Raw genomic sequence first — 18,647 nt, 5'->3', positions numbered from 1 at the left:
GAGACAATCTATGCAACAACAGTGGTCTGCAGTTGATAATTTCATGATTTCGTCACTTATTCCTGACGATGACGTACTGAATCAGGTGCTGGAAAACAACAAACGCGCCGGGCTGCCTGAACATGATGTCGCGGCCAATCAGGGGCAGCTGCTGGCGCTGTTCGTGCGCATGACGCAGGCAAGACGCATTCTTGAGATCGGGACGCTGGGCGCCTACAGCTCAATCTGGATGGCGCGCGCGCTGCCGCCGGACGGTAAGCTGATTACGCTTGAGGCCGATCCCACGCATGCCCGCGTTGCGCGCGAGAATATTCAGCTTGCGGGGTTAAACGAACGCATTGAATTAATTGAAGGCCCGGCGCTGAGCTCGCTGGAGAATTTCGGTGAGGTTCCGCCGTTCGACCTGATCTTTATTGATGCCGATAAGCCGAACAATCCCGGCTATCTGGAATGGGCGCTGCACTACTCCCGCCCCGGTACGGTAATTATCGGCGATAACGTGGTCCGTGATGGCGAAGTCATTAACGGCCAAAGCGACGACGCGCGCGTGCTGGGCGTGCGGCGTTTTATTGAGATGATGGGCGATAACCCGCGCTTAACCGCCACCGCGCTGCAAACGGTGGGGATTAAGGGATGGGATGGGTTTACGCTGGCGATTGTAGAACGATAACCAGCCGGGTGGCGGCTACGCCTTACCCGGCCTACCAGTTCTCCCGTAGGCCCGGTAAGCGCAGCGCCACCGGGCAAGGGTTTAACCGGAAATCTGCTCCATCGCCTGAAGGATACGCTTATCCGAAATCGGATACGGCGTACCGAGCTGCTGGGCAAAGAAGCTGACGCGCAGCTCCTCGATCATCCAGCGGATCGCCTGCACGTCTTCATCGTCGCGGCGCGCTGGCGGCAGCTTGTTCAGCCACTGCTGCCACGCCTGCTGCACGCTCTCCACTTTCAGCATCTGCGCACGGTCGCGGTGCGGGTCGATAGCCATTTTCTCCAGCCGTTTTTCAATCGCCTGCAAATAGCGCAGCGTATCGCCGAGACGGTTGAAGCCGTTGCCGGTGACAAAGCCGCGGTAAACCAGCCCCGCCATCTGCGCCTTCACGTCCGACAGACCCAGCGCCATGGTCATATCCACGCGCCCTTTCAGACGCTTGTTGATATTGAACACGGTGGTGAGGATCTGCTCGACCTGTTTGGCAATCTCCACCACGGTGTCGTTCAGCTCCGCGCGCACCTTTTCATGCAGCTGAGCAAAGCCCTCTTCCGTCCAGACCGGGCCGCCCGCCTCGTGAATGAGTTTGTCCACGCCGCAGGAGATGCAGTCGTCAATCAGATCCAGCACTTTGCCGTACGGGTTAAAGTAGAGCCCCAGCTTGGCCTTGTTCGGCAGCTTCTCGTGCAGATACTTGATCGGCGACGGGATGTTGAGCAGCAGCAGGCGACGCAGCCCGCGCCACATCATCTGCTGCTGTTCCTGCGGGTTATCAAACAGCTTGATCGCCACGCTGTCGCGCTCGTCCACCAGCGCAGGCCAGGCTTTTACCTTATAGTTGCCGCGCTTCTGCTCGTAGCTTTCCGGAAGCTGGCCAAAGCTCCAGATGTGCAGCCCGCTCTGCTCGATGCCGTCGTCGGCCACCGCAGAGAGCGTCTCCTGGACTTTGCCTTTCAGCGCCTCTTTCAGCTCGCTCAGGGAACGCCCTTCCAGCAGCTTTTTATTTTTATCGTCCACCACGCGGAAGGTGATTTTCAGGTGATCGGGCACCTGATCCCAGTTCCAGTCGTCGCGGTCGATGGTCGTCCCGGTCATGCGGCGGAATTCACGCTCCAGCGCGTCCAGCAGCGGCAGCTCCAGCGGCGTGACGCGGCCCAGAAACGCTTCCGCGTAGTTTGGCGCAGGCACAAAGTTACGGCGCACCGGTTTCGGCAGGGATTTGATCAGCGCAATCACCAGCTCGCGGCGCAGGCCGGGGATTTGCCACTCGAACCCGCTCTCGTCGACCTGGTTTAACAGCGGCAGCGGAATGTGGACGGTCACGCCGTCCGCGTCTGCCCCCGGCTCGAACTGATAGGTCAGCCGCAGCTTGAGGTTGCCCTGATGCCAGAAGTTCGGGTAGTCGAGCTTGCTGACCGACTCGGCGCCCTCTTTTATCAGCATGCTCTTTTCGAAGTTGAGCAGGTCCGGCGTCTCTTTGCTGGCCTTCTTCCACCAGCTGTCGAAGTGGCGGGCGGAAATCACATCGTGGCTGATGCGCTGGTCGTAAAACTCGAACAGCGCCTCGTCGTCCACCAGAATGTCGCGGCGGCGGGACTTGTGCTCAAGTTCCTCCACTTCCGCGCGCAGCTTCAGGTTTTCGCGGAAGAAGGCGTGGCGCGTCTGCCAGTCTCCCTCCACCAGCGCGTGACGGATAAACAGCTCGCGGCTGAGCGCCGGATCGATCTGGCTGTAGTTGACCTTGCGCGCGGCGACCACCGGCAGGCCGTAAACGGTCACTTTTTCGGTCGCCATCACCGCGCCCTGCGCGCGCTCCCAGTGCGGTTCACTGTACGAGCGCTTAAGCAGATGTTGCGCCACCGGCTCCACCCATTCCGGATCGATACGGGCGGCAATACGTCCCCACAGGCGGCTGGTTTCCACCAGTTCCGCGACCATGGTCCACTTCGGCGGCTTCTTGAACAGGCCAGAACCCGGGAAGATGGCGAAACGGGCGTTGCGCGCGCCGGTATACTCCTGCTTCTCGGCGTCCTTCATCCCAATGTGGGACAGCAGGCCGGTCAGCAGCGCGATATGGATTTCTCGGTACTCCGCCGGTTCGCTGTTCACCGGAATGCCCAGCTCTTTCACCACCTGGCGAAGCTGGGTATAGATATCCTGCCACTCGCGCACGCGCAGGTAGTTGAGGAAATCCACCCGGCACTGGCGGCGGAACTGGTTCGAAGAGAGCGCCTTCTGCTGCTCGCCGAGGTAGTTCCACAGGTTCACGAAGGCGAGGAAATCGGACTCTTTGTCGTGGAAGCGGCGGTGCTTTTCGTCCGAGGCCTGCTGTTTGTCCATCGGACGCTCGCGCGGATCCTGAATGGAGAGCGCCGAGGTAATGATCATCGCCTCGCGCACGCAGCCGTGCTTTTGCGCTTCCAGCACCATACGCGCCAGGCGCGGGTCGACCGGGAGCTGGCTGAGCTGGCGGCCCAGCGGCGTCAGCTTATAAACCGTCGCCTGCTCGTCGGTGGTAATCGCCCCGAGCTCTTCCAGGAGACGTACGCCGTCCTGAATGTTGCGTTTGTCCGGCGCTTCGACGAAGGGAAACGCCGCGATGTCGCCCAGCCCCAGGGCGGTCATCTGCAGGATGACGGACGCCAGGTTGGTGCGCAGAATTTCCGGGTCGGTAAACTCCGGGCGCGACAGGAAATCGTCTTCGGAATAGAGGCGAATGCAGATCCCTTCCGACACGCGGCCGCAGCGGCCCTTACGCTGGTTGGCCGATGCCTGAGAGACCGGCTCAATCGGCAGCCGCTGGACCTTGGTGCGGTAGCTGTAGCGGCTGATGCGCGCCGTACCCGGGTCGATCACGTATTTGATGCCCGGCACGGTCAGCGAGGTTTCCGCCACGTTGGTCGCCAGGACGATGCGGCGTCCGCTGTGCGGCTGGAAGACGCGGTTCTGTTCGCTGTTGGACAGGCGGGCATACAGCGGCAGGATCTCGGTGTGGCGCAGGTCGCGCTTGCTGAGCGCATCGGCGGTATCGCGGATTTCGCGTTCGCCGCTCATGAAGATCAGGATGTCGCCCGCGCTTTCGTTACCCAGCTCGTCAACGGCGTCGAAGATGGCCTGCAGCTGGTCGCGCTCGGTATCATCCGCCTCTTCCACAATCGGGCGATAGCGCACTTCAACCGGATACGTCCGCCCAGACACCTCAATAATCGGCGCATTGTTGAAGTGCTTCGAGAAGCGTTCCGGGTCGATGGTCGCGGAGGTGATGATCACTTTCAGATCCGGGCGACGCGGCAGCAGCTCTTTCAGGTAGCCGAGCAGGAAGTCGATGTTCAGGCTGCGCTCGTGCGCTTCATCGATGATGATGGTGTCGTACTGCATCAGCAGGCGATCCTGCTGAATTTCCGCCAGCAGAATACCGTCCGTCATCAGCTTGACCATGGTGTTGTCGCTCACGTGGTCGCTGAACCGCACCTTGTAGCCGATGCAGCCGCCCGGCTCCGTCTGCAGCTCTTCGGCAATACGGTTCGCGACGGTACGCGCCGCCAGTCGACGCGGCTGGGTGTGGCCAATCAGGCCTTTTATCCCGCGGCCCAGCTCCATACAGATTTTCGGCAGCTGGGTGGTTTTCCCCGAACCGGTTTCACCCGCGACAATCACCACCTGGTGGTCGCGTACGGCCTCAAGAATGTCCTGTTTCTTCTGGCTGACGGGCAGGTTTTCCGGGTAGGTAATTGCCGGGCGCGCAGCTTCGCGCAGCACAACCTTCCCTGCCGCCTGTTCAATCTCTTTCGCCATCTCCTGGTAAATGGCCTGTTGAGCATCAGGATTTTTAACCTTCTTGACGCCGTGCAGACGGCGGGCGAAGCGCTGTTTATCACGCAGCGTCAGAGAATCGAGCTGTTGCAGGAGCATCGGGAAGGTGAATTTTTGTTGTTCTGTCATAGCGTTAAAGGGCAGTACACGCCCTGATAAACTCTCTTTTTAATGATTGCTATAGAGTACCACACTGACGCCTTTCGTGCCTTATTCAAAAAATTCGAACATAGGCTTCGATATATTGCGCTATCTCTGTGGCAGGATTGTGAATAGAGTGTCAACAAGCAACGGGGCAACCCCCTTCAATCAAATGCAACAACAGGAATCACCCATGAGCAAAGTATTAGTTTTGAAATCCAGCATTCTGGCAGGGTACTCTCAGTCTGGTCAGCTGTCTGATTACTTCGTTGAACAGTGGCGTGAACAGCATTCTGCTGACGAAATCACCGTGCGTGACCTGGCTGCAAACCCCATTCCTGTGCTTGATGGCGAGCTGGTTGGCGCGCTGCGCCCAAGCGATGCACCGCTGAGCCCGCGTCAGCAGGAAGCGCTGGCCCTGTCCGACGAGCTGATTGCTGAGCTGCAGGCGCATGACGTCATCGTCATCAACGCCCCAATGTACAACTTCAACATCCCAACCCAGCTGAAGAACTACTTCGACCTGGTGGCGCGTGCTGGCGTAACCTTCCGTTACACCGAGAACGGCCCTGAAGGTCTGGTAAAAGGCAAACGCGCTATCGTGCTGACCAGCCGCGGCGGTATCCACAAAGATACCCCAACCGACCTGGTTGCGCCGTACCTGAGCCTGTTCCTGGGCTTCATCGGTATCACTGACGTGAACTTCGTGTTCGCGGAAGGTATCGCTTACGGTCCGGAAGTGGCGACCAAAGCGCAGACCGACGCGAAAGCCGCCATCGACAGCCTGGTAGCCGCGTAAGACTTCACCCTCCCACCGCCCGGTGGGAGGGTTTTTCTTTTCTCCCGCATTTCGTTATCATCCGCTCCCACTCTCCAGCCGGGCGGCCTGATGTCTGCGATCATTGATTCTTTTATTGCCCCACCGTGTCACGATGACATTCAGATCCTCTGGCAGGATGAACATCTGCTGCTGATCGACAAGCCTTCCGGCCTGCTCAGCCTCTCAGGCAAAAATCCGCAAAACCTCGATTCCGTCCACTATCGTCTGGTTCAGGCGTTCCCGGGCTGCACGCTGGTGCACCGTCTGGATTTTGGCACGTCCGGGCTGATGGTGGTTGCGCGCAGTAAGGCCATTAACGCGGCACTGTGCCAGCAGTTTAGCCAGCGCAGCGTGGAGAAAGTCTACATCGCCCTGCTTTGCGGCCACGTGGAAAATGATGAAGGGGTCATTGACGCCCCGATTGCCAAAGACCCGGCGCTGTTCCCGCTGATGTCGATCTGCACCACCACCGGTAAACCCGCCCGCTCCCGCTACCAGGTCGTGGAACGGTTTTATCAGGGGGCGGGATTACCGTTAACGCGGGTGAAACTGATCCCGGAGACCGGGCGAACCCATCAGCTGCGTATTCACTGCCAGCAGCTGGGGCATCCGATTCTGGGTTGCGATCTGTATGGCGGTCTTGACGTGCCGGGCGCTGAAGACGCGCCCCGGCTGATGCTGCATGCCAGCGAGCTGAATTTTATTCATCCCGCGAGCGGCGAGCCGGTTAACGCCCGCCACGCCGCCCCGTTCTGAATGTGGTTTACCACATCAAATCGTCAGGGATTTTGAAGTCCGCGTACGGATCGTCTTCGTCCTGCTCTTCCTGACTGAGCGCGCTGTTTAACACGATGCTGTCGGCATCGCGCTGGGCAATTTTATCGGCCACTACCGCCGGGATAATCGCGTATTCGCAGTCACCGCTGGCGTTGATGACCAAGCGGGCAATCGCAAGGCGGCCGTTGATCAGCTGAGCCTGGGTTTGCTTGTCGACCTCGATTTTCTTGATCACATTGCCGTCGGTGAAGTTAAAGGTGATGTTGCCCCTTGAGACGGTGATGCGGTTCATCTCGATCAGCTGCTTCACCTGCGCCTTAAACTCTTTCGCCAGCACGGCCTGCTTCTGCTGCTCGCTCAGCAGCTTGTCACGCTCGATCTGCGCCTTCTTGTTCTCTTCTACCGCTTCCCGAGCCTCACGCGCCTGAACGCGTGATTTCTTTGCCGTGCGCTGCACTTTCGCCGCTTTCTTGCTGCTGACGAGGCCCGCTTTCAGCATCTGCTCTTGTAAGGTGAGTTTTGTCATGATTATTTCTAAACCGGTTGGAAATTTTGGGGATTATAGCGGGAATTGAGGAAAGAGTGCGACATTAGCAGATGAAACGTTACACATCCTGGCTGGGCGCCATATATCGCATCCAGGATCCTGATTGATAAAGATTAGCAGTAAAATCGTGACACTACGGTTTTTGTGATGCTGGTTTTGACCACGCATCACCATACTTAATCATGCCATCCAGGTAGTGCCATTCAATACTGTTGAAGCGTAACTTCAGGGTCTCGACCATGTTATGATGATTTGAACCAGGTATATATGTGTGATTGGCATTCACTGACATGATGACAACACTCTCCATGGATATCCGATAAACTTCACGTTCAATCCCTGCATCGTTTGTCTCATAGTAGCGAATGACCGCTTTTTGCAGACGTCTCCCGTCGCAAACATACACTGCGAACAGGGGTGAAAGTTTATCCAGCTGTTTGTGTATGATAAAAGGTTCGTGTTGTCTGGTACCCCCCATTCTACCGGTATGAGGATCGACTGGCTGGCTAATGCCGTAGCTGCTGCTCATGACTTCAACCGCACCCTCTCGACCTAACGCGAGACATTCTCCTTTTAACTGCATTCCGTTTTCATCATAAAGAAACAGGTATGCGGGTAATGACATGCTACTTTCTCCCTAAGTCGAGTATATTGCCTTGGTTATCGATTATAAAAGTATAATAAAAATTCTTTTTATTTAACGTATAATGTGCCCCATAGACAGTACCTTTAGTTAAGTTCACGTTAAAACATGTGTTCGGATATGATAATGCTAAAAAGTCTCCCTTTAATAACTCAGAATAATCTTTGCCGTTTGATGCCAGTACATAACGACTAAGGATATCTTTTTTATCGACTGTAAAGCATACCAGACCATCATAAACGTAGATAGATTGTCTTTCCCCAGACGCAGCGCCTTCTTTTCCTTTACCCGGACACCCCGTCAGAAAAATGGCAGACAGCAACAGTGATATATATCTCAACCGGGAAACCCCTCTAAAATACGTTCATACTTTTTAATCAATATCGTTACTGGTTCAGCAGGATCATAGTTTCTATAATCAAAGAGATGACTGTTACCCCAAAAACCATAGCTTTTTAATAACCAGTAATCACTGACAATCGAAGCTTGTTGCTCTAGTCCGTACTCCAGTAAGTTAGTCTTATCAAGACTGTACGTATAATCAGCAGCCCAGGAGAAAGCACCACGCATACGCACCCACATACCACGTTGATGCTGCCAGACATGCATCATTTCATGCATAAAAAGATGTTGGGCATCAGTCACTGGGTGGCTAACAGGCATAGAAAAGTCATGTTCATATTTTTCAGACCTGAACCACATTTCTCCATCAGGACTCATTGCCTGGCCGGGGTTTTGAAGATTAAAAGGCAGATAACTTTCAAGGTGAATCCATACTTTATGATAGTAAATACTATACCCAAAGAGCGAGCTCGCTAAATTTATTTCTCCAAGCCTGAGGCGTCGAAGTCCCCCTTCGCGAATCACTGGCCAACTTATGGAGTTTGGATAGTACACAATAGTATCCTCAGAATTTTACTCGTCGGGTAAATGCTACACGCTTAAATAATTATGAGATAGCAAGAAATCATGTTTAAGATCGCAAAATAAATAAAACCACAAATAACTCAACATTGCTGACAATACATATAAAATTCACACCAAAAATATTTCTATAAAATTAAATAAGCAACATCAATTAATCGTAACTGCGGGGTTAATAGATTGCTTTCTTTCAGACGCATAATTACGGTGTAATACACCATATTTTCCGTATTAGCCTTTACAGCAATGCGTAAAACTTTTTAAACAGTCGCCACCCGCGCTACTCTTCTTTTCGTATCTAAACATGAAAATGCCTCATGTTGCATTGAAATTAAGTCACTTCCCCTGCGCCACGGGCTCAGGCATAAATTATGCATTGGTAACTTCTTAGCAACATGAACTTAGGATGCATAACCACAATGAGCAAAGCTTTCACATATACCCTTAAGCGCAGTTGCTTCGATGAGAATTACAATCCGTCAGAAAATACGCGTACGACCACCAACTTCGCCAACCTGGCGCGCGGAGAAAAGCGTCAGGAAAACCTGCGCAATACGCTGGTGATGATCAACAACCGCTTTAATGCCTTAGCGCGCTGGGATAACCCAAACGCCGATCGCTATGCGGTTGAACTTGAAATCATCTCTGTCGATTTGAATATTGGCGCGGAAAAGCCGTTCCCGGCCATTGAGATACTGCAAACCACCATTGTCGACAAGAAAAACAACCAGCGTATCCCTGGCATCGTCGGGAATAACTTCTCGTCTTACGTGCGGGATTATGATTTCAGCGTGCTGTTGCTGGAGCACAACAAGAACCAGCAGCACTTCAGCATTCCGGAAAAATTTGGCGAACTGCACGGCAATATCTTCCGCCATTTTGTGAATTCACCGGAATACAAAGAGAACTTCACAAAAGGACCGGTGATTTGCCTGAGCGTCTCCAGCAAAGATACCTATCGCCGCACCGGTAACCAGCACCCCGTGCTGGGCGTTGAGTACCAGCCGGATGGCGAATCGCTTACGGAGCAGTACTTCGCGAAGATGGGCCTGAGCGTGCGCTACTTCATGCCGGAACACAGCGTGGCGCCGTTCGCGTTCTTCTTTACCGGGGATTTGCTGAGTGATTACACCGACCTCGAACTGATCGCCACCATCAGCACGATGGAGACGTTCCAGAAAATCTATCGCCCGGAAATTTATAACGCCAACTCGGCGGCGGGGCTGTGCTACCGACCGGATCTGAACCAGCAGGATCACTCCTTAACCAAAATTGTGTATGACCGGGAAGAGCGAAGCCGCCTGGCGATTGAACAGGGTCGGTTTACCGAAGAGTACTTTATTAAGCCTTACAAACACATTCTTGAGCAGTGGTCTGATAACTACACGCTTTAATACATTAAAAAAGGTCTTTTATTATGAAAACATTGCTCCCGACTTCAACGGCTGGCAGCCTGCCAAAGCCGACCTGGCTTGCGCAACCTGAGACGCTCTGGTCACCGTGGAAGTTACAGGATCAGGAACTGCTGGCAGGCAAGCAGGATGCGCTGCGCCTGTCTCTGGATGAGCAGATCCGCGCGGGAATCGATATCGTCAGCGACGGGGAACAGACCCGCCAGCACTTCGTCACCACCTTTATTGAACACTTGAGCGGCGTCGATTTTGAGAACCGCCAGACGGTGCGCATTCGTAACCGCTATGACGCCAGCGTGCCGACCGTGGTTTCCGCGGTTGCGCGTCAGAAACCGGTCTTCGTCGACGATGCAAAGTACCTGCGCCAGCTCACGGACAAGCCGATCAAATGGGCCCTGCCGGGGCCGATGACCATGATCGACACCCTGTATGACGCGCACTATAAAAGCCGCGAAAAGCTGGCCTGGGAATTTGCCAAAATCCTTAACCAGGAAGCGCGAGAGTTAGAGGCCGCAGGCGTGGATATTATCCAGTTCGATGAACCGGCGTTTAACGTCTTTTTTGATGAGGTCAACGACTGGGGCATCGCCGCGCTGGAGCGCGCCATTGAAGGGCTGAAGTGCGAAACCGCGGTCCACATCTGCTACGGCTACGGCATCAAGGCCAATACCGACTGGAAAAAGACGCTCGGCTCGGAGTGGCGCCAGTACGAAGAGGCCTTCCCTAAGCTGCAGACCTCTAACATCGACATCATCTCCCTGGAGTGCCACAACTCCCGCGTGCCGATGGATCTGCTGGAGCTGATCCGCGGTAAAAAAGTGATGGTTGGGGCGATCGACGTGGCAACCAACACGGTTGAAACGCCGGAGGAAGTGGCCGATACGCTGCGAAAAGCGCTGCAGTTTGTCGACGCCGATAAGCTCTATCCGTCAACCAACTGCGGCATGGCGCCCCTCTCCCGTCAGGTTGCCAACGGCAAGCTTAAAGCTCTCAGCGCTGGCGCAGAAATTATCCGCCGGGAGCTTGGCGCGTAATCCCCTTACGCTGCCAGTACAGCGGCGTACCAAAGCGCTCGACGTAATAATCAATCACCGCCCTGACGTTCAGGGGCGGATGTCGGGCATCAGGGTAGATCGCCGCGATAGCCTGTTGTTCCGTAGTGATGGCGCACTCCAGCGCGGGCAGGAGCGGAATCAGCTCACCGCGCTGGAGCGGCTCGCTCACCAGCCAGTCCGGAAACAGCACAATCCCCATCCCGCCAAGCGCCGCAGCCAGCAACGCTTCCGCATTATTCGAGGTCATCAATGGCGTCACGGGATAGTGTGTCCACGCCTCGCCCGCCCTGCGCAACAGCCAGCGGTTAGGCCCTGACGATCCGCGATACACCAGGCAATGATGGCGGTTCAGATCGTCCGGCACTTCTGGCGCACCGTGTTTACGCACGTAGTCTGGCGACGCGGCCAGATGGTACACCTGCTGCCCAAACACCCGCGCGCGAAACGACGAGTCCGTCAGCACGCCAATGCGGAAGATAAGGTCTGCCGCATCCCGGTGGGGGTCGATAAAATCATCGGTCAGCGTCAGCTCTACGCTCAGGCGAGGATAGCGTGCCGACAGGCCGGGAAGTCCTGGGGCTATGTGCTTCTGGCCGAAAAACACCGGTCCGTTAATGCGGATCGCACCGGACGGCTCCACCGCACGTGCGTCCAGCTCCCGGCGCGCCTCTTCAAGATTCTCCGCCATCGACCGGGCGTAGCGAATAAACAGATGACCGCTTTCCGTGGGAATGACGGCCCGCGTATTGCGATAGAAAAGCTGCTGCCCGAGCGCATCCTCGAGCTGGTGGATCACGCGCGATATCTGCGAGGCCGATATCCCCTGCCGCCGCGCCACGACGGAGAAGTTCTGCGCTTCATACACGTCGATAAAGATCAGCAGCGCGCGGATGTTGATGTTGCTGGCGTCAACCATTAATGCATATCCTGCAAAGGTTTTTACACCATTATGGCATTTTTCTCATTGCACAACCCACGTAATCTTCTTCGCCTGAAAACGGAGGAAGAAGAATGCAGTTGTTTTTGATTTTACTGGTGATCGCTGGCGGGATGGGCCTCTCCGTCGAGGCGGGACTGCTGGGCCCCCTGGGGGGAAAAGTCGGGGATTTATGGGCGACGTTCAGCATTTTTGGCGTCGGCGCCGCGCTGACGTTTTTGCTGATGCTGTTTTTCAGCCCGCGCAACAGCCCGTCGTTTTTCGCACAGCCCGGCTGGCAGCTCCTCGGCGGGGTGCTGGGTCCGATCTACGTCGTCATACTGACGCTCGCCACGCCGACTATCGGCATCGCGCTGACGATGATTGGCATTCTGGCAGGTCAGGTTTTTAAAAGCCTGATCATTGACCACTTTGGCCTGCTGGGTACGCCGCACAGGAAGATAAACGCAAGACGCATCGTGGCGCTGGTTTTTATTATTGCCGCACTGGTACTGGTCGCAAAGGGGTAAACACATGACACTGATGATGATAATTCTGGCCATCTGCGGCGGCGCGACGCTGAGCATACAGGCCGCAATTAATGGGCAGCTCGGCAGCAGCGTGGGCGTTTTCAAGAGCGCGTTTCTAACGTTTTCCGTCGGCGCGCTGGTGACCGCCCTGCTCATTTTCTTCTTTGAGCCTAAGCAGGCGGTCACGCTGCTGGACGTGCCGAAATGGCAGCTCCTCGGGGCGATGTTTGGCGTGCCCTATATCGTGATTATGGTCGTGGCGGTGCAGCGCATCGGCACCGCCGTCGCCACGGTGGCGGTGATATTCGGCCAGCTCGCCATGAGTATGCTGATTGATAACTTTGGCTGGCTGGGCAATCCCGCCATTTCGTTTTCACCGAGCCGTCTGAGCGCGGTGGTATGCCTGGGGATTGCCCTGTACTTCATCTACTCCAGCAGCAAAACCGGCAGCGTCCGCGACTAAGCTGAGGTCTTACGGGTAAAGAACAGCGTCACCGTGGCGACGGTGACGCCCAGTTTCTTCATCTCGGTTTTATTAAACAGATGGTTCTCATCCTGCAGGTACATCCAGTCGTCAAAGTTCAGTAGCCAGGTGCTGCCGTTGGCCTTCACGTTCATGCTGTAATGCCAGTTGAACGCGTTGCCGGCGGCCTGCCCCGTTGCTACCCCTTCAATGTCCCCCGCCGTGCCTTCGTAGCGATCGCTCCCCACGCGGCGGATATGCCAGACCCGCTGCTGCTTCTCGCCATCGTCGTAAACGAAGTGCTCGTTCAGCGTCAGCGTATCGCCGATAACGTCCCCGGCAATCTCAACGTGAAAGCGGCGGATCTGCTTGCCGCTGCGATCCTGCACCATCCCCCACGCTTCGGTTTTGCCCTGGAAGTAGTGGAAGATATCCAGCCGCGGCTGCTGCTGGCGATACTCGGTCACCTCCGTGCTACAGCCTGCCAGCAGCATCGTCAATGCCAGCGCCATCATCAGGATACGTTTCATTTTTGGCCTCCGATTAACTGCTGACGCAGCTCAGGGTATTGCGTGCGAGGATCGAGCCAGATGGCCAGGAAGCGGGTGCTGAACGCTTCTGACTGACGCGGTCCGAGTGGAATAAAGGCTTTTTGCGCCGCTGACGCGCGATACCAGAACTGCCCCTGCCCGTCGTCGAGCACAAACGCCAGCTGTGCGCCCGGCCGGACATCCGGCCACAGAGAGCGGAGCATCTGTAACCAGGCTTCGCTTCGGGGTTCCCGTTGCAGGATCCCCTGCGCCAGCCACTGGTCGCGGGTCGCCTCGACCAGCTCATCGCGATCGATATCGCGCGCATAGGTAATAATCAGCGCCTGATCCTGGTTCTCCCGACCGTAACGCCCGTCCGGCGTACGCAGCTGGGAGGTATAGACGGTGAACGGCCCCCAGGTGAGCGTGGCGTCACCCACCTTCCGCCACGCCAGCCAGTCGGCGGCCTGGGCAACAGGAACAACCAGCGTCAGACAAAGCAACAAAACCGCAGCTCTCATTTTTGTCTCCCCATCAGCAGGTGGAAAAACAGCATCAACACCAGCCAGCCCGGCGCCATCCAGCTGATGACGATAAAGGTCGGCTCCAGAAACGTGATGGCACCCAGCCGCTCGCCAATCAGGTACGCCACCGGCCCTCCCACGGCGGCCAGCAGGGTGAGCAGCCAGCCGGGTAACGTGGTGGTGCGCGTAAGCTGCGTCCAGACGGCGGCGAACATCAGCCATAATGCCACCATCCATAGCGGCATCAGGGCATCACCCGTGAAGGCGATCAGCCCCGTCAGCGCCCAGAGCGTATCCAGCAAACTGCCCGCCGCGGCCAGCCCAATAGCGTAAAAACGATATACAGACGGCAAGAGCAGGCACGCCAGGATCGCCAGCCCGAGCCAGATAATCAGGCCCTGTTCGCGAAAGAGCACCACCAGCGCCCAGTAGAGATCGAACGCGACGGCCAGCAGGAAGACCTGAAGATATCGTCTCATACGCGCTCTGCGGTCAGCTGCACCACGCTGATGGTGCGGGCGTTAAACCCGGCTTCACAGTAGCCAAAGTAATAAAGCCACATGCGGCGGAACCGCTCATCAAAGCCGAGCTTTTCAATCTCCTGCCAGGCGTGGACAAAGCGCTGCCGCCAGTGCGCCAGCGTGCGGGCGTAGTCCGGCCCCATGTCGAAGAGATTGCGCACCACGAAATCGGTGTGGCGCGTCATCAGCTCGTTCATGGCGGTGATGCTCGGCAGGAAGCCGCCGGGGAAAATGTAGCGCTGAATAAAATCGACGCTTTTGCTGTAGTCGCGATAGCGCTGGTCCTGAATGGTGATGGCCTGAATCGCCATTCGTCCCCCCGGGCGCAGCCGCGCCTGACAGGTCCGGAAGAATGTAGGCAGATAGCGTTGCCCGACGGCTTCAATCATCTCTATTGAGACCAGCTTATCGTACTGCCCGGTGAGGTCGCGATAGTCGCAGAGCAGCACCTCAACACGATCCTGCAACCCGGCGCGGGCGATCCGCTCGGTTGCCCAGACGTATTGCTCCTGCGACAGCGTGGTGGTAGTCACCCGACAGCCATAATGACGGGCCGCGTATTCCGCCATCGCCCCCCAGCCGGTGCCGATTTCCAGCAGGTGGTCGGCCTCGCTAAGCGCCAGCTGGTCGCACAGGCGCGCCATTTTGGCCTGCTGAGCCGTCGTGAGATCCTGCTCGTCTGCGGTAAAGAGCGCGCTGGAGTAAAGCAGTTCCCTGTCCAGAAAATGGGCATAGAAGGTGTTGCCCAGGTCGTAGTGGGCGGCAATATTTTCACGCGCCTGCGCGCGGGAGTTACGCCGCGTCCAGTGGCGAAAACGCTCCAACGGTCGGCCAAGCAGCCGGAACCCTTTCTCAAGACGGCCAAGCACCTCGCCGTTGAGGGCCAGGATTTGCAGAAGCGGCGTGAGCTGCGCGGTTTCCCATTCGCCGTCCATCCAGGCTTCAGCGGCGGCAAGGCTCCCGCCCGTTAAGACGCGCCAGTAGACGGCGGGCGTGAGAATCTGCACGTCGGCGTGCAGCGTGGAGGATGGCTCGCCAAAATGGAAGGTCTGCGCCCCTTCACGCAGGGTGAGCGAACCACCGCGGATGCCGCTTAACAGACGAAACAGCAGCCATCGCGCGAGGCGGACATTGCGCGGGATATCGGGTTCTAACGCAAAGACGGGATCGGTCATGAGCGTTCACTCCTGCTGACGGGATGGTTATACAGCGGCACGCGCTTGAGCCACAGCCTCAGCGCCTGCCAGTAAATGGCGAAAACGGTTTTCAGGGTCATAAGCGGGATGCGCAGCAGCAGCGCGCGCAGTGCCGGACGGGTCAGCGGCTCCCGGCGCAGGGCGAGCGTGGCGTCGAACACCTTCGCTTCCTGATGATTTTCAATGTGCATATGCAGCGTGTTATCCGGATCGTTGAAGCGCCAGTGGTAGATCATGTCCATCGGGTTGAAGGGGGAAACGTGAAACGCTTTTTCCGTGGGCCGGGCATGTTGCCCGTCGACCGCGTAATAATGACGCTCGTTCCACGGCGTGTTGCGAACCTCCGCCAGTACCCAGCGCAGAGTCCCCTTCCCGTCATAGCAGTAGTAAAAGTTGACCGGGTTAAAATGAAACCCGAAATACCGCAACTGCGTCAGAAGCATGACCCGCCCGTCCGGCCGTTCCCCGGTCAGGCTCTCCAGCCTGCTGAGCACGTTCTCTTTGAGCGGCGTGCCGAGCGGATAGTCCGCGTCGTGGAACGCGGCGGCGGCAAAGCGATTGCGGCGCACGCCGACGGACGCCAGCAGCGGCAGCTCATCAAGATCCAGCCAGGCCATAAAGACGCTGTAGCGAAATTCATGGGTTTTCGGCTTAAGGCGGCGGTGGCGCAATACGCCGTGATAGAGGCAGCTGTTCATCTCAGTTCTCCTCCCCGGCCGCTATCGCATTGACCACGTCCAGCGCGCTGCGCACCCCGTCCTCATGAAAACCGTTGTACCAGTAGGCTCCGCAGAACCAGCTCCGCCGGTGACCGTTGATCTCGCCGCGCCGCGCCTGCGCCCGCCAGCTTTGCGGGTTAAACAGCGGATGTTCATAAACGAAGCGTTGCAGAACGAAGCGCTCATCCACCGCCGCGTCCGGGTTCAGGGTGACGCAGAACAGCGGACTGCCCGCAGGCAGCCCCTGCAGAATGTTCATGTTGTAGGTCACACAGGCGCTGGCCTGCGCCTGCGCGCTCAGCCGGTAATTCCAGCTCGCCCAGGCGCGCGGCCGCACCGGCAGCCAGCGTGGGTCGCTGTGCAACACCACCTCGTTGCGCTGCCAGCCGATATCGCCCAGCACCTCGCGCTCTGCGGAGGTCGGGTCGTCAAGCATCGCCAGAGCACTGCCGGAGTGGCAGGCAAATATCACCTGGTCGAAGGTATGGCTGCCGTTTTCAAGCTGGAGCGAGACCCCGTCCTCGTGGCGGCTCACCCGCTGCACCGGTGAATTGAGATGCAGCGTCAGCCGATCGCCCAGTTTGTCCAGCATCGCGCGGATATACTCTCGCGAGCCGCCCGGCACCACGTACCACTGCGGGCGATGGGTGATATCCAGCAGACCGTGGTTTTGGAAGAAACGTAAAAAAAGCGGCAGCGGGAAACGCTTCATCTCCTGCAGCGAGGATGACCAGATGGCGGCCCCCATCGGCAGAATATAGTGGCGCGCAAAAAAGGGCGTAAAGCCGTGCTGGTCCAGAAACGTCTGCAGCGTGGCGTTCGGGTCCACTTCCCCGTCCAGCGCCTGTTTTGCCAGACGATTGAAGCGGGCGATTTCACCGAGCAGCCGCCAGAATGTCGGATTGACGAGATTTCGGCGCTGGGCAAACAGCGACGTCAGGGTGTGGCCGTTGTATTCCAGCCCCGTCTCCGGGTTGTGTACTGAAAAGCTCATCTGGGTTTTTTGCCCGCTGATACCCAGCTCGCTGAGCAGGCCCATAAAGCGCGGATAGGTGCGGTCGTTGTAGACGATAAACCCGGTATCGATCGCGTATGTGCCTTGTGGCGTCGTCACGTCAACCGTTGCGGTATGGCCGCCCGGTGTGGATCCCGCTTCAAACAGGGTCACCTGATGGTGCCCGGCCAGTCGCCAGGCGCACGTCAGCCCGGCAATGCCGCTGCCGATAATTGCAATGTTCATGAACGCACCATCCTGCGCAGCAGCGTGCGCTGAAGAAAAGCAGGCAGCCCTGAGAGCAGCCGCAAAATGAAGCCAAATCCGGCAGGAAACGCGATGTGCATTTTCCCGGCCGCCAGCCCGATACGGATCGCCTTCACCGCCTCATCGACGGTCACCCGACCCGGCATGGCAAAATCGTTTTTCCGCGTCAGGGGCGTATCGACGAAGCCCGGAGAGACAACCGTGACGGTAATCCCTTTTGGCTCCCAGTCCAGGCGCAGGCTTTCGGCAAACCAGCTCAGCGCCGCTTTGGACGCACCGTAGGCCTCTGCGCGAGGGAAAGGCAGCCAGTGGGCCATCGAGCTCACCAGCACCACGCGGTTGCCGCGAACCAGCTGCGGCTGCAGCGCCTCAAGGCAGTTCACCGGCCCGAGGAAATTGGTGTTCATGACCCGCTCCACCAGCGCTGCATCCACCACGCCACCGTCGAGGTATTCGCAGGTACCGGCGCAGAGAATAATCAGATCGGCGTAGCTGCCGGTCAGCGCCTGTCGGCAGGCCTCCCGGTCCGTCATATCGAACAGGCGAACGGTGAGATTGGGGCAGGTCTGATGCAGCGCTTCCAGACGCGCCGGATCGCGCCCGCAGGCAATCACATGATAGCCGTCAGCGGAGAAGGATTTCGCCAGCCCGGCGCCAATGCCCGAACTAGCACCGGTAATCAGTACCGTCTTCATGATTTGACCCTCCGCTTCACGCCGCGTACCGCCCAGCCCAGCAGAGGAAGATGTTCGTAGATCATCTCTCCCGCATCGTAGTAGTCGCGCTGGTGGGTGATGAGATCGTTTTCCGTCTCCACCACCGAGCACCCCGGCAGATCGAGCGGTTCGCCTCCGGCAATGCGCGGATGCGACCAGTGCATCACCCAGGTGACAACAAACCGGTTCCCGCTGCAGAGCGGCGGGTCGATAGAAAAACGGCAGTTCTCGACGTTGGCCAGCAGATGGGTGAAATAGCGCTGAAGCGCAAAGATACCGTCGTGCTCGCCGAACGGATCGACAAGCGTGGCATTTGAATGGTAAAGCCCGACCAGCGCGGACGGCGGCTGGCTATCCAGTGCGGCGTAGTACTCGACAAACCGACTCACGACAGAGGGCAAAGTGCTCATGGGTCACATCCTGGCTG

The 18,647-nt window shown here is 57.4% G+C and carries 21 protein-coding genes; 7 read left to right on the top strand and 14 right to left on the bottom strand.

What is annotated here, in order from left to right; translation table 11 throughout:
- Window positions 1-10: 10 nt before the first annotated feature.
- On the top strand, window positions 11-670 hold the full coding sequence (locus tag ACEPLT_RS10585; protein ID WP_008502311.1) for an O-methyltransferase: 660 nt from the start codon (window positions 11-13) through the stop codon (window positions 668-670).
- Window positions 671-751: 81 nt separating this feature from the next.
- Here ACEPLT_RS10585 and hrpA read toward each other — a convergent pair whose 3' ends face one another.
- Complete coding sequence (gene hrpA, locus ACEPLT_RS10580) at window positions 752-4,654, bottom strand: ATP-dependent RNA helicase HrpA (protein WP_045416041.1); 3,903 nt, start codon at window positions 4,652-4,654, stop codon at window positions 752-754.
- Window positions 4,655-4,859: 205 nt separating this feature from the next.
- Between hrpA and azoR the strand changes: the two genes are divergently transcribed.
- Window positions 4,860-5,465, top strand: coding sequence for an FMN-dependent NADH-azoreductase (azoR, locus tag ACEPLT_RS10575; protein WP_008502313.1), 606 nt, complete (start codon window positions 4,860-4,862; stop codon window positions 5,463-5,465).
- A 90-nt stretch (window positions 5,466-5,555) separates the two neighbouring features.
- Window positions 5,556-6,242 (top strand): RluA family pseudouridine synthase, encoded by a 687-nt coding sequence (locus ACEPLT_RS10570; protein ID WP_232928928.1) that lies wholly within the window; start codon window positions 5,556-5,558, stop codon window positions 6,240-6,242.
- A gap of 7 nt (window positions 6,243-6,249) precedes the next feature.
- On the opposite strand, the gene ACEPLT_RS10565 is transcribed toward ACEPLT_RS10570, so the two are convergent.
- The 4 genes from ACEPLT_RS10565 to ACEPLT_RS10550 all read right to left on the bottom strand — a co-directional run bounded on the left by ACEPLT_RS10565 (window position 6,250) and on the right by ACEPLT_RS10550 (window position 8,353).
- Window positions 6,250-6,789, bottom strand: coding sequence for a DUF2058 domain-containing protein (locus tag ACEPLT_RS10565; RefSeq protein ID WP_044596388.1), 540 nt, complete (start codon window positions 6,787-6,789; stop codon window positions 6,250-6,252).
- A gap of 154 nt (window positions 6,790-6,943) precedes the next feature.
- On the bottom strand, window positions 6,944-7,435 hold the full coding sequence (locus ACEPLT_RS10560; protein WP_159125116.1) for an Hcp family type VI secretion system effector: 492 nt from the start codon (window positions 7,433-7,435) through the stop codon (window positions 6,944-6,946).
- A 1-nt stretch (window position 7,436) separates the two neighbouring features.
- Window positions 7,437-7,775, bottom strand: coding sequence for a lipoprotein (locus ACEPLT_RS10555; RefSeq protein WP_331282856.1), 339 nt, complete (start codon window positions 7,773-7,775; stop codon window positions 7,437-7,439).
- 14 nt (window positions 7,776-7,789) lie between these two features.
- The gene (locus tag ACEPLT_RS10550; RefSeq protein ID WP_084832081.1) at window positions 7,790-8,353 is read right to left on the bottom strand and encodes a type IV secretion protein Rhs; all 564 of its coding nucleotides are present in this window, start codon (window positions 8,351-8,353) and stop codon (window positions 7,790-7,792) included.
- 443 nt (window positions 8,354-8,796) lie between these two features.
- Between ACEPLT_RS10550 and ACEPLT_RS10545 the strand changes: the two genes are divergently transcribed.
- Window positions 8,797-9,771: a DUF1852 domain-containing protein gene (locus ACEPLT_RS10545; protein WP_025911259.1), complete on the top strand. Its 975-nt coding sequence runs from the start codon at window positions 8,797-8,799 to the stop codon at window positions 9,769-9,771.
- Between the two features lie 23 nt (window positions 9,772-9,794).
- Window positions 9,795-10,823, top strand: a complete 1,029-nt coding sequence (locus tag ACEPLT_RS10540) for a methionine synthase (RefSeq protein WP_023327410.1) — start codon at window positions 9,795-9,797, stop codon at window positions 10,821-10,823.
- Here ACEPLT_RS10540 and ACEPLT_RS10535 read toward each other — a convergent pair.
- Window positions 10,798-11,760, bottom strand: a complete 963-nt coding sequence (locus ACEPLT_RS10535; protein WP_023292485.1) for a LysR family transcriptional regulator — start codon at window positions 11,758-11,760, stop codon at window positions 10,798-10,800. The two genes, ACEPLT_RS10540 and ACEPLT_RS10535, sit on opposite strands and share 26 nt — an antisense overlap.
- A gap of 95 nt (window positions 11,761-11,855) precedes the next feature.
- Here ACEPLT_RS10535 and ACEPLT_RS10530 point away from each other — a divergent pair, with 95 nt between their 5' ends.
- Window positions 11,856-12,290: a DMT family transporter gene (locus ACEPLT_RS10530; protein ID WP_447088376.1), complete on the top strand. Its 435-nt coding sequence runs from the start codon at window positions 11,856-11,858 to the stop codon at window positions 12,288-12,290.
- A gap of 4 nt (window positions 12,291-12,294) precedes the next feature.
- Window positions 12,295-12,753, top strand: a complete 459-nt coding sequence (locus ACEPLT_RS10525; protein WP_023292487.1) for a DMT family transporter — start codon at window positions 12,295-12,297, stop codon at window positions 12,751-12,753.
- Here ACEPLT_RS10525 and ACEPLT_RS10520 read toward each other — a convergent pair.
- Genes ACEPLT_RS10520 through ACEPLT_RS10485 form a run of 8 tightly spaced genes read right to left on the bottom strand, consistent with a single transcriptional unit; the run spans window position 12,750 to window position 18,630 of the window.
- Complete coding sequence (locus tag ACEPLT_RS10520) at window positions 12,750-13,283, bottom strand: DUF3833 domain-containing protein (protein WP_032651763.1); 534 nt, start codon at window positions 13,281-13,283, stop codon at window positions 12,750-12,752. The two genes, ACEPLT_RS10525 and ACEPLT_RS10520, sit on opposite strands and share 4 nt — an antisense overlap.
- Window positions 13,280-13,804, bottom strand: coding sequence for a hypothetical protein (locus tag ACEPLT_RS10515; protein ID WP_032674735.1), 525 nt, complete (start codon window positions 13,802-13,804; stop codon window positions 13,280-13,282). Before ACEPLT_RS10515 ends, ACEPLT_RS10520 begins: the two co-directional genes overlap by 4 nt.
- Window positions 13,801-14,286, bottom strand: a complete 486-nt coding sequence (locus ACEPLT_RS10510) for a DUF2878 domain-containing protein (RefSeq protein ID WP_032674734.1) — start codon at window positions 14,284-14,286, stop codon at window positions 13,801-13,803. Before ACEPLT_RS10510 ends, ACEPLT_RS10515 begins: the two co-directional genes overlap by 4 nt.
- Window positions 14,283-15,503, bottom strand: coding sequence for an SAM-dependent methyltransferase (locus ACEPLT_RS10505; protein ID WP_025911280.1), 1,221 nt, complete (start codon window positions 15,501-15,503; stop codon window positions 14,283-14,285). The genes ACEPLT_RS10510 and ACEPLT_RS10505 overlap by 4 nt, the downstream gene beginning before the upstream one ends.
- On the bottom strand, window positions 15,500-16,222 hold the full coding sequence (locus tag ACEPLT_RS10500) for a DUF1365 domain-containing protein (protein ID WP_032674733.1): 723 nt from the start codon (window positions 16,220-16,222) through the stop codon (window positions 15,500-15,502). Before ACEPLT_RS10500 ends, ACEPLT_RS10505 begins: the two co-directional genes overlap by 4 nt.
- A gap of 1 nt (window position 16,223) precedes the next feature.
- Window positions 16,224-17,483, bottom strand: a complete 1,260-nt coding sequence (locus tag ACEPLT_RS10495) for an NAD(P)/FAD-dependent oxidoreductase (protein ID WP_032674731.1) — start codon at window positions 17,481-17,483, stop codon at window positions 16,224-16,226.
- A complete protein-coding gene (locus ACEPLT_RS10490; protein WP_023292494.1) occupies window positions 17,480-18,199 on the bottom strand; it encodes an SDR family NAD(P)-dependent oxidoreductase in 720 nt (239 codons plus the stop codon). The genes ACEPLT_RS10495 and ACEPLT_RS10490 overlap by 4 nt, the downstream gene beginning before the upstream one ends.
- On the bottom strand, window positions 18,196-18,630 hold the full coding sequence (locus ACEPLT_RS10485) for a nuclear transport factor 2 family protein (protein ID WP_008502330.1): 435 nt from the start codon (window positions 18,628-18,630) through the stop codon (window positions 18,196-18,198). Before ACEPLT_RS10485 ends, ACEPLT_RS10490 begins: the two co-directional genes overlap by 4 nt.
- Between the last annotated feature and the right edge of the window lie 17 nt (window positions 18,631-18,647).

The organism is Enterobacter sp. fkY84-1, assembly GCF_052974705.1.
The sequence above is the reverse complement of the archived record's forward strand: the minus strand, read 5'-3'. Positions and strand labels throughout refer to the sequence as shown.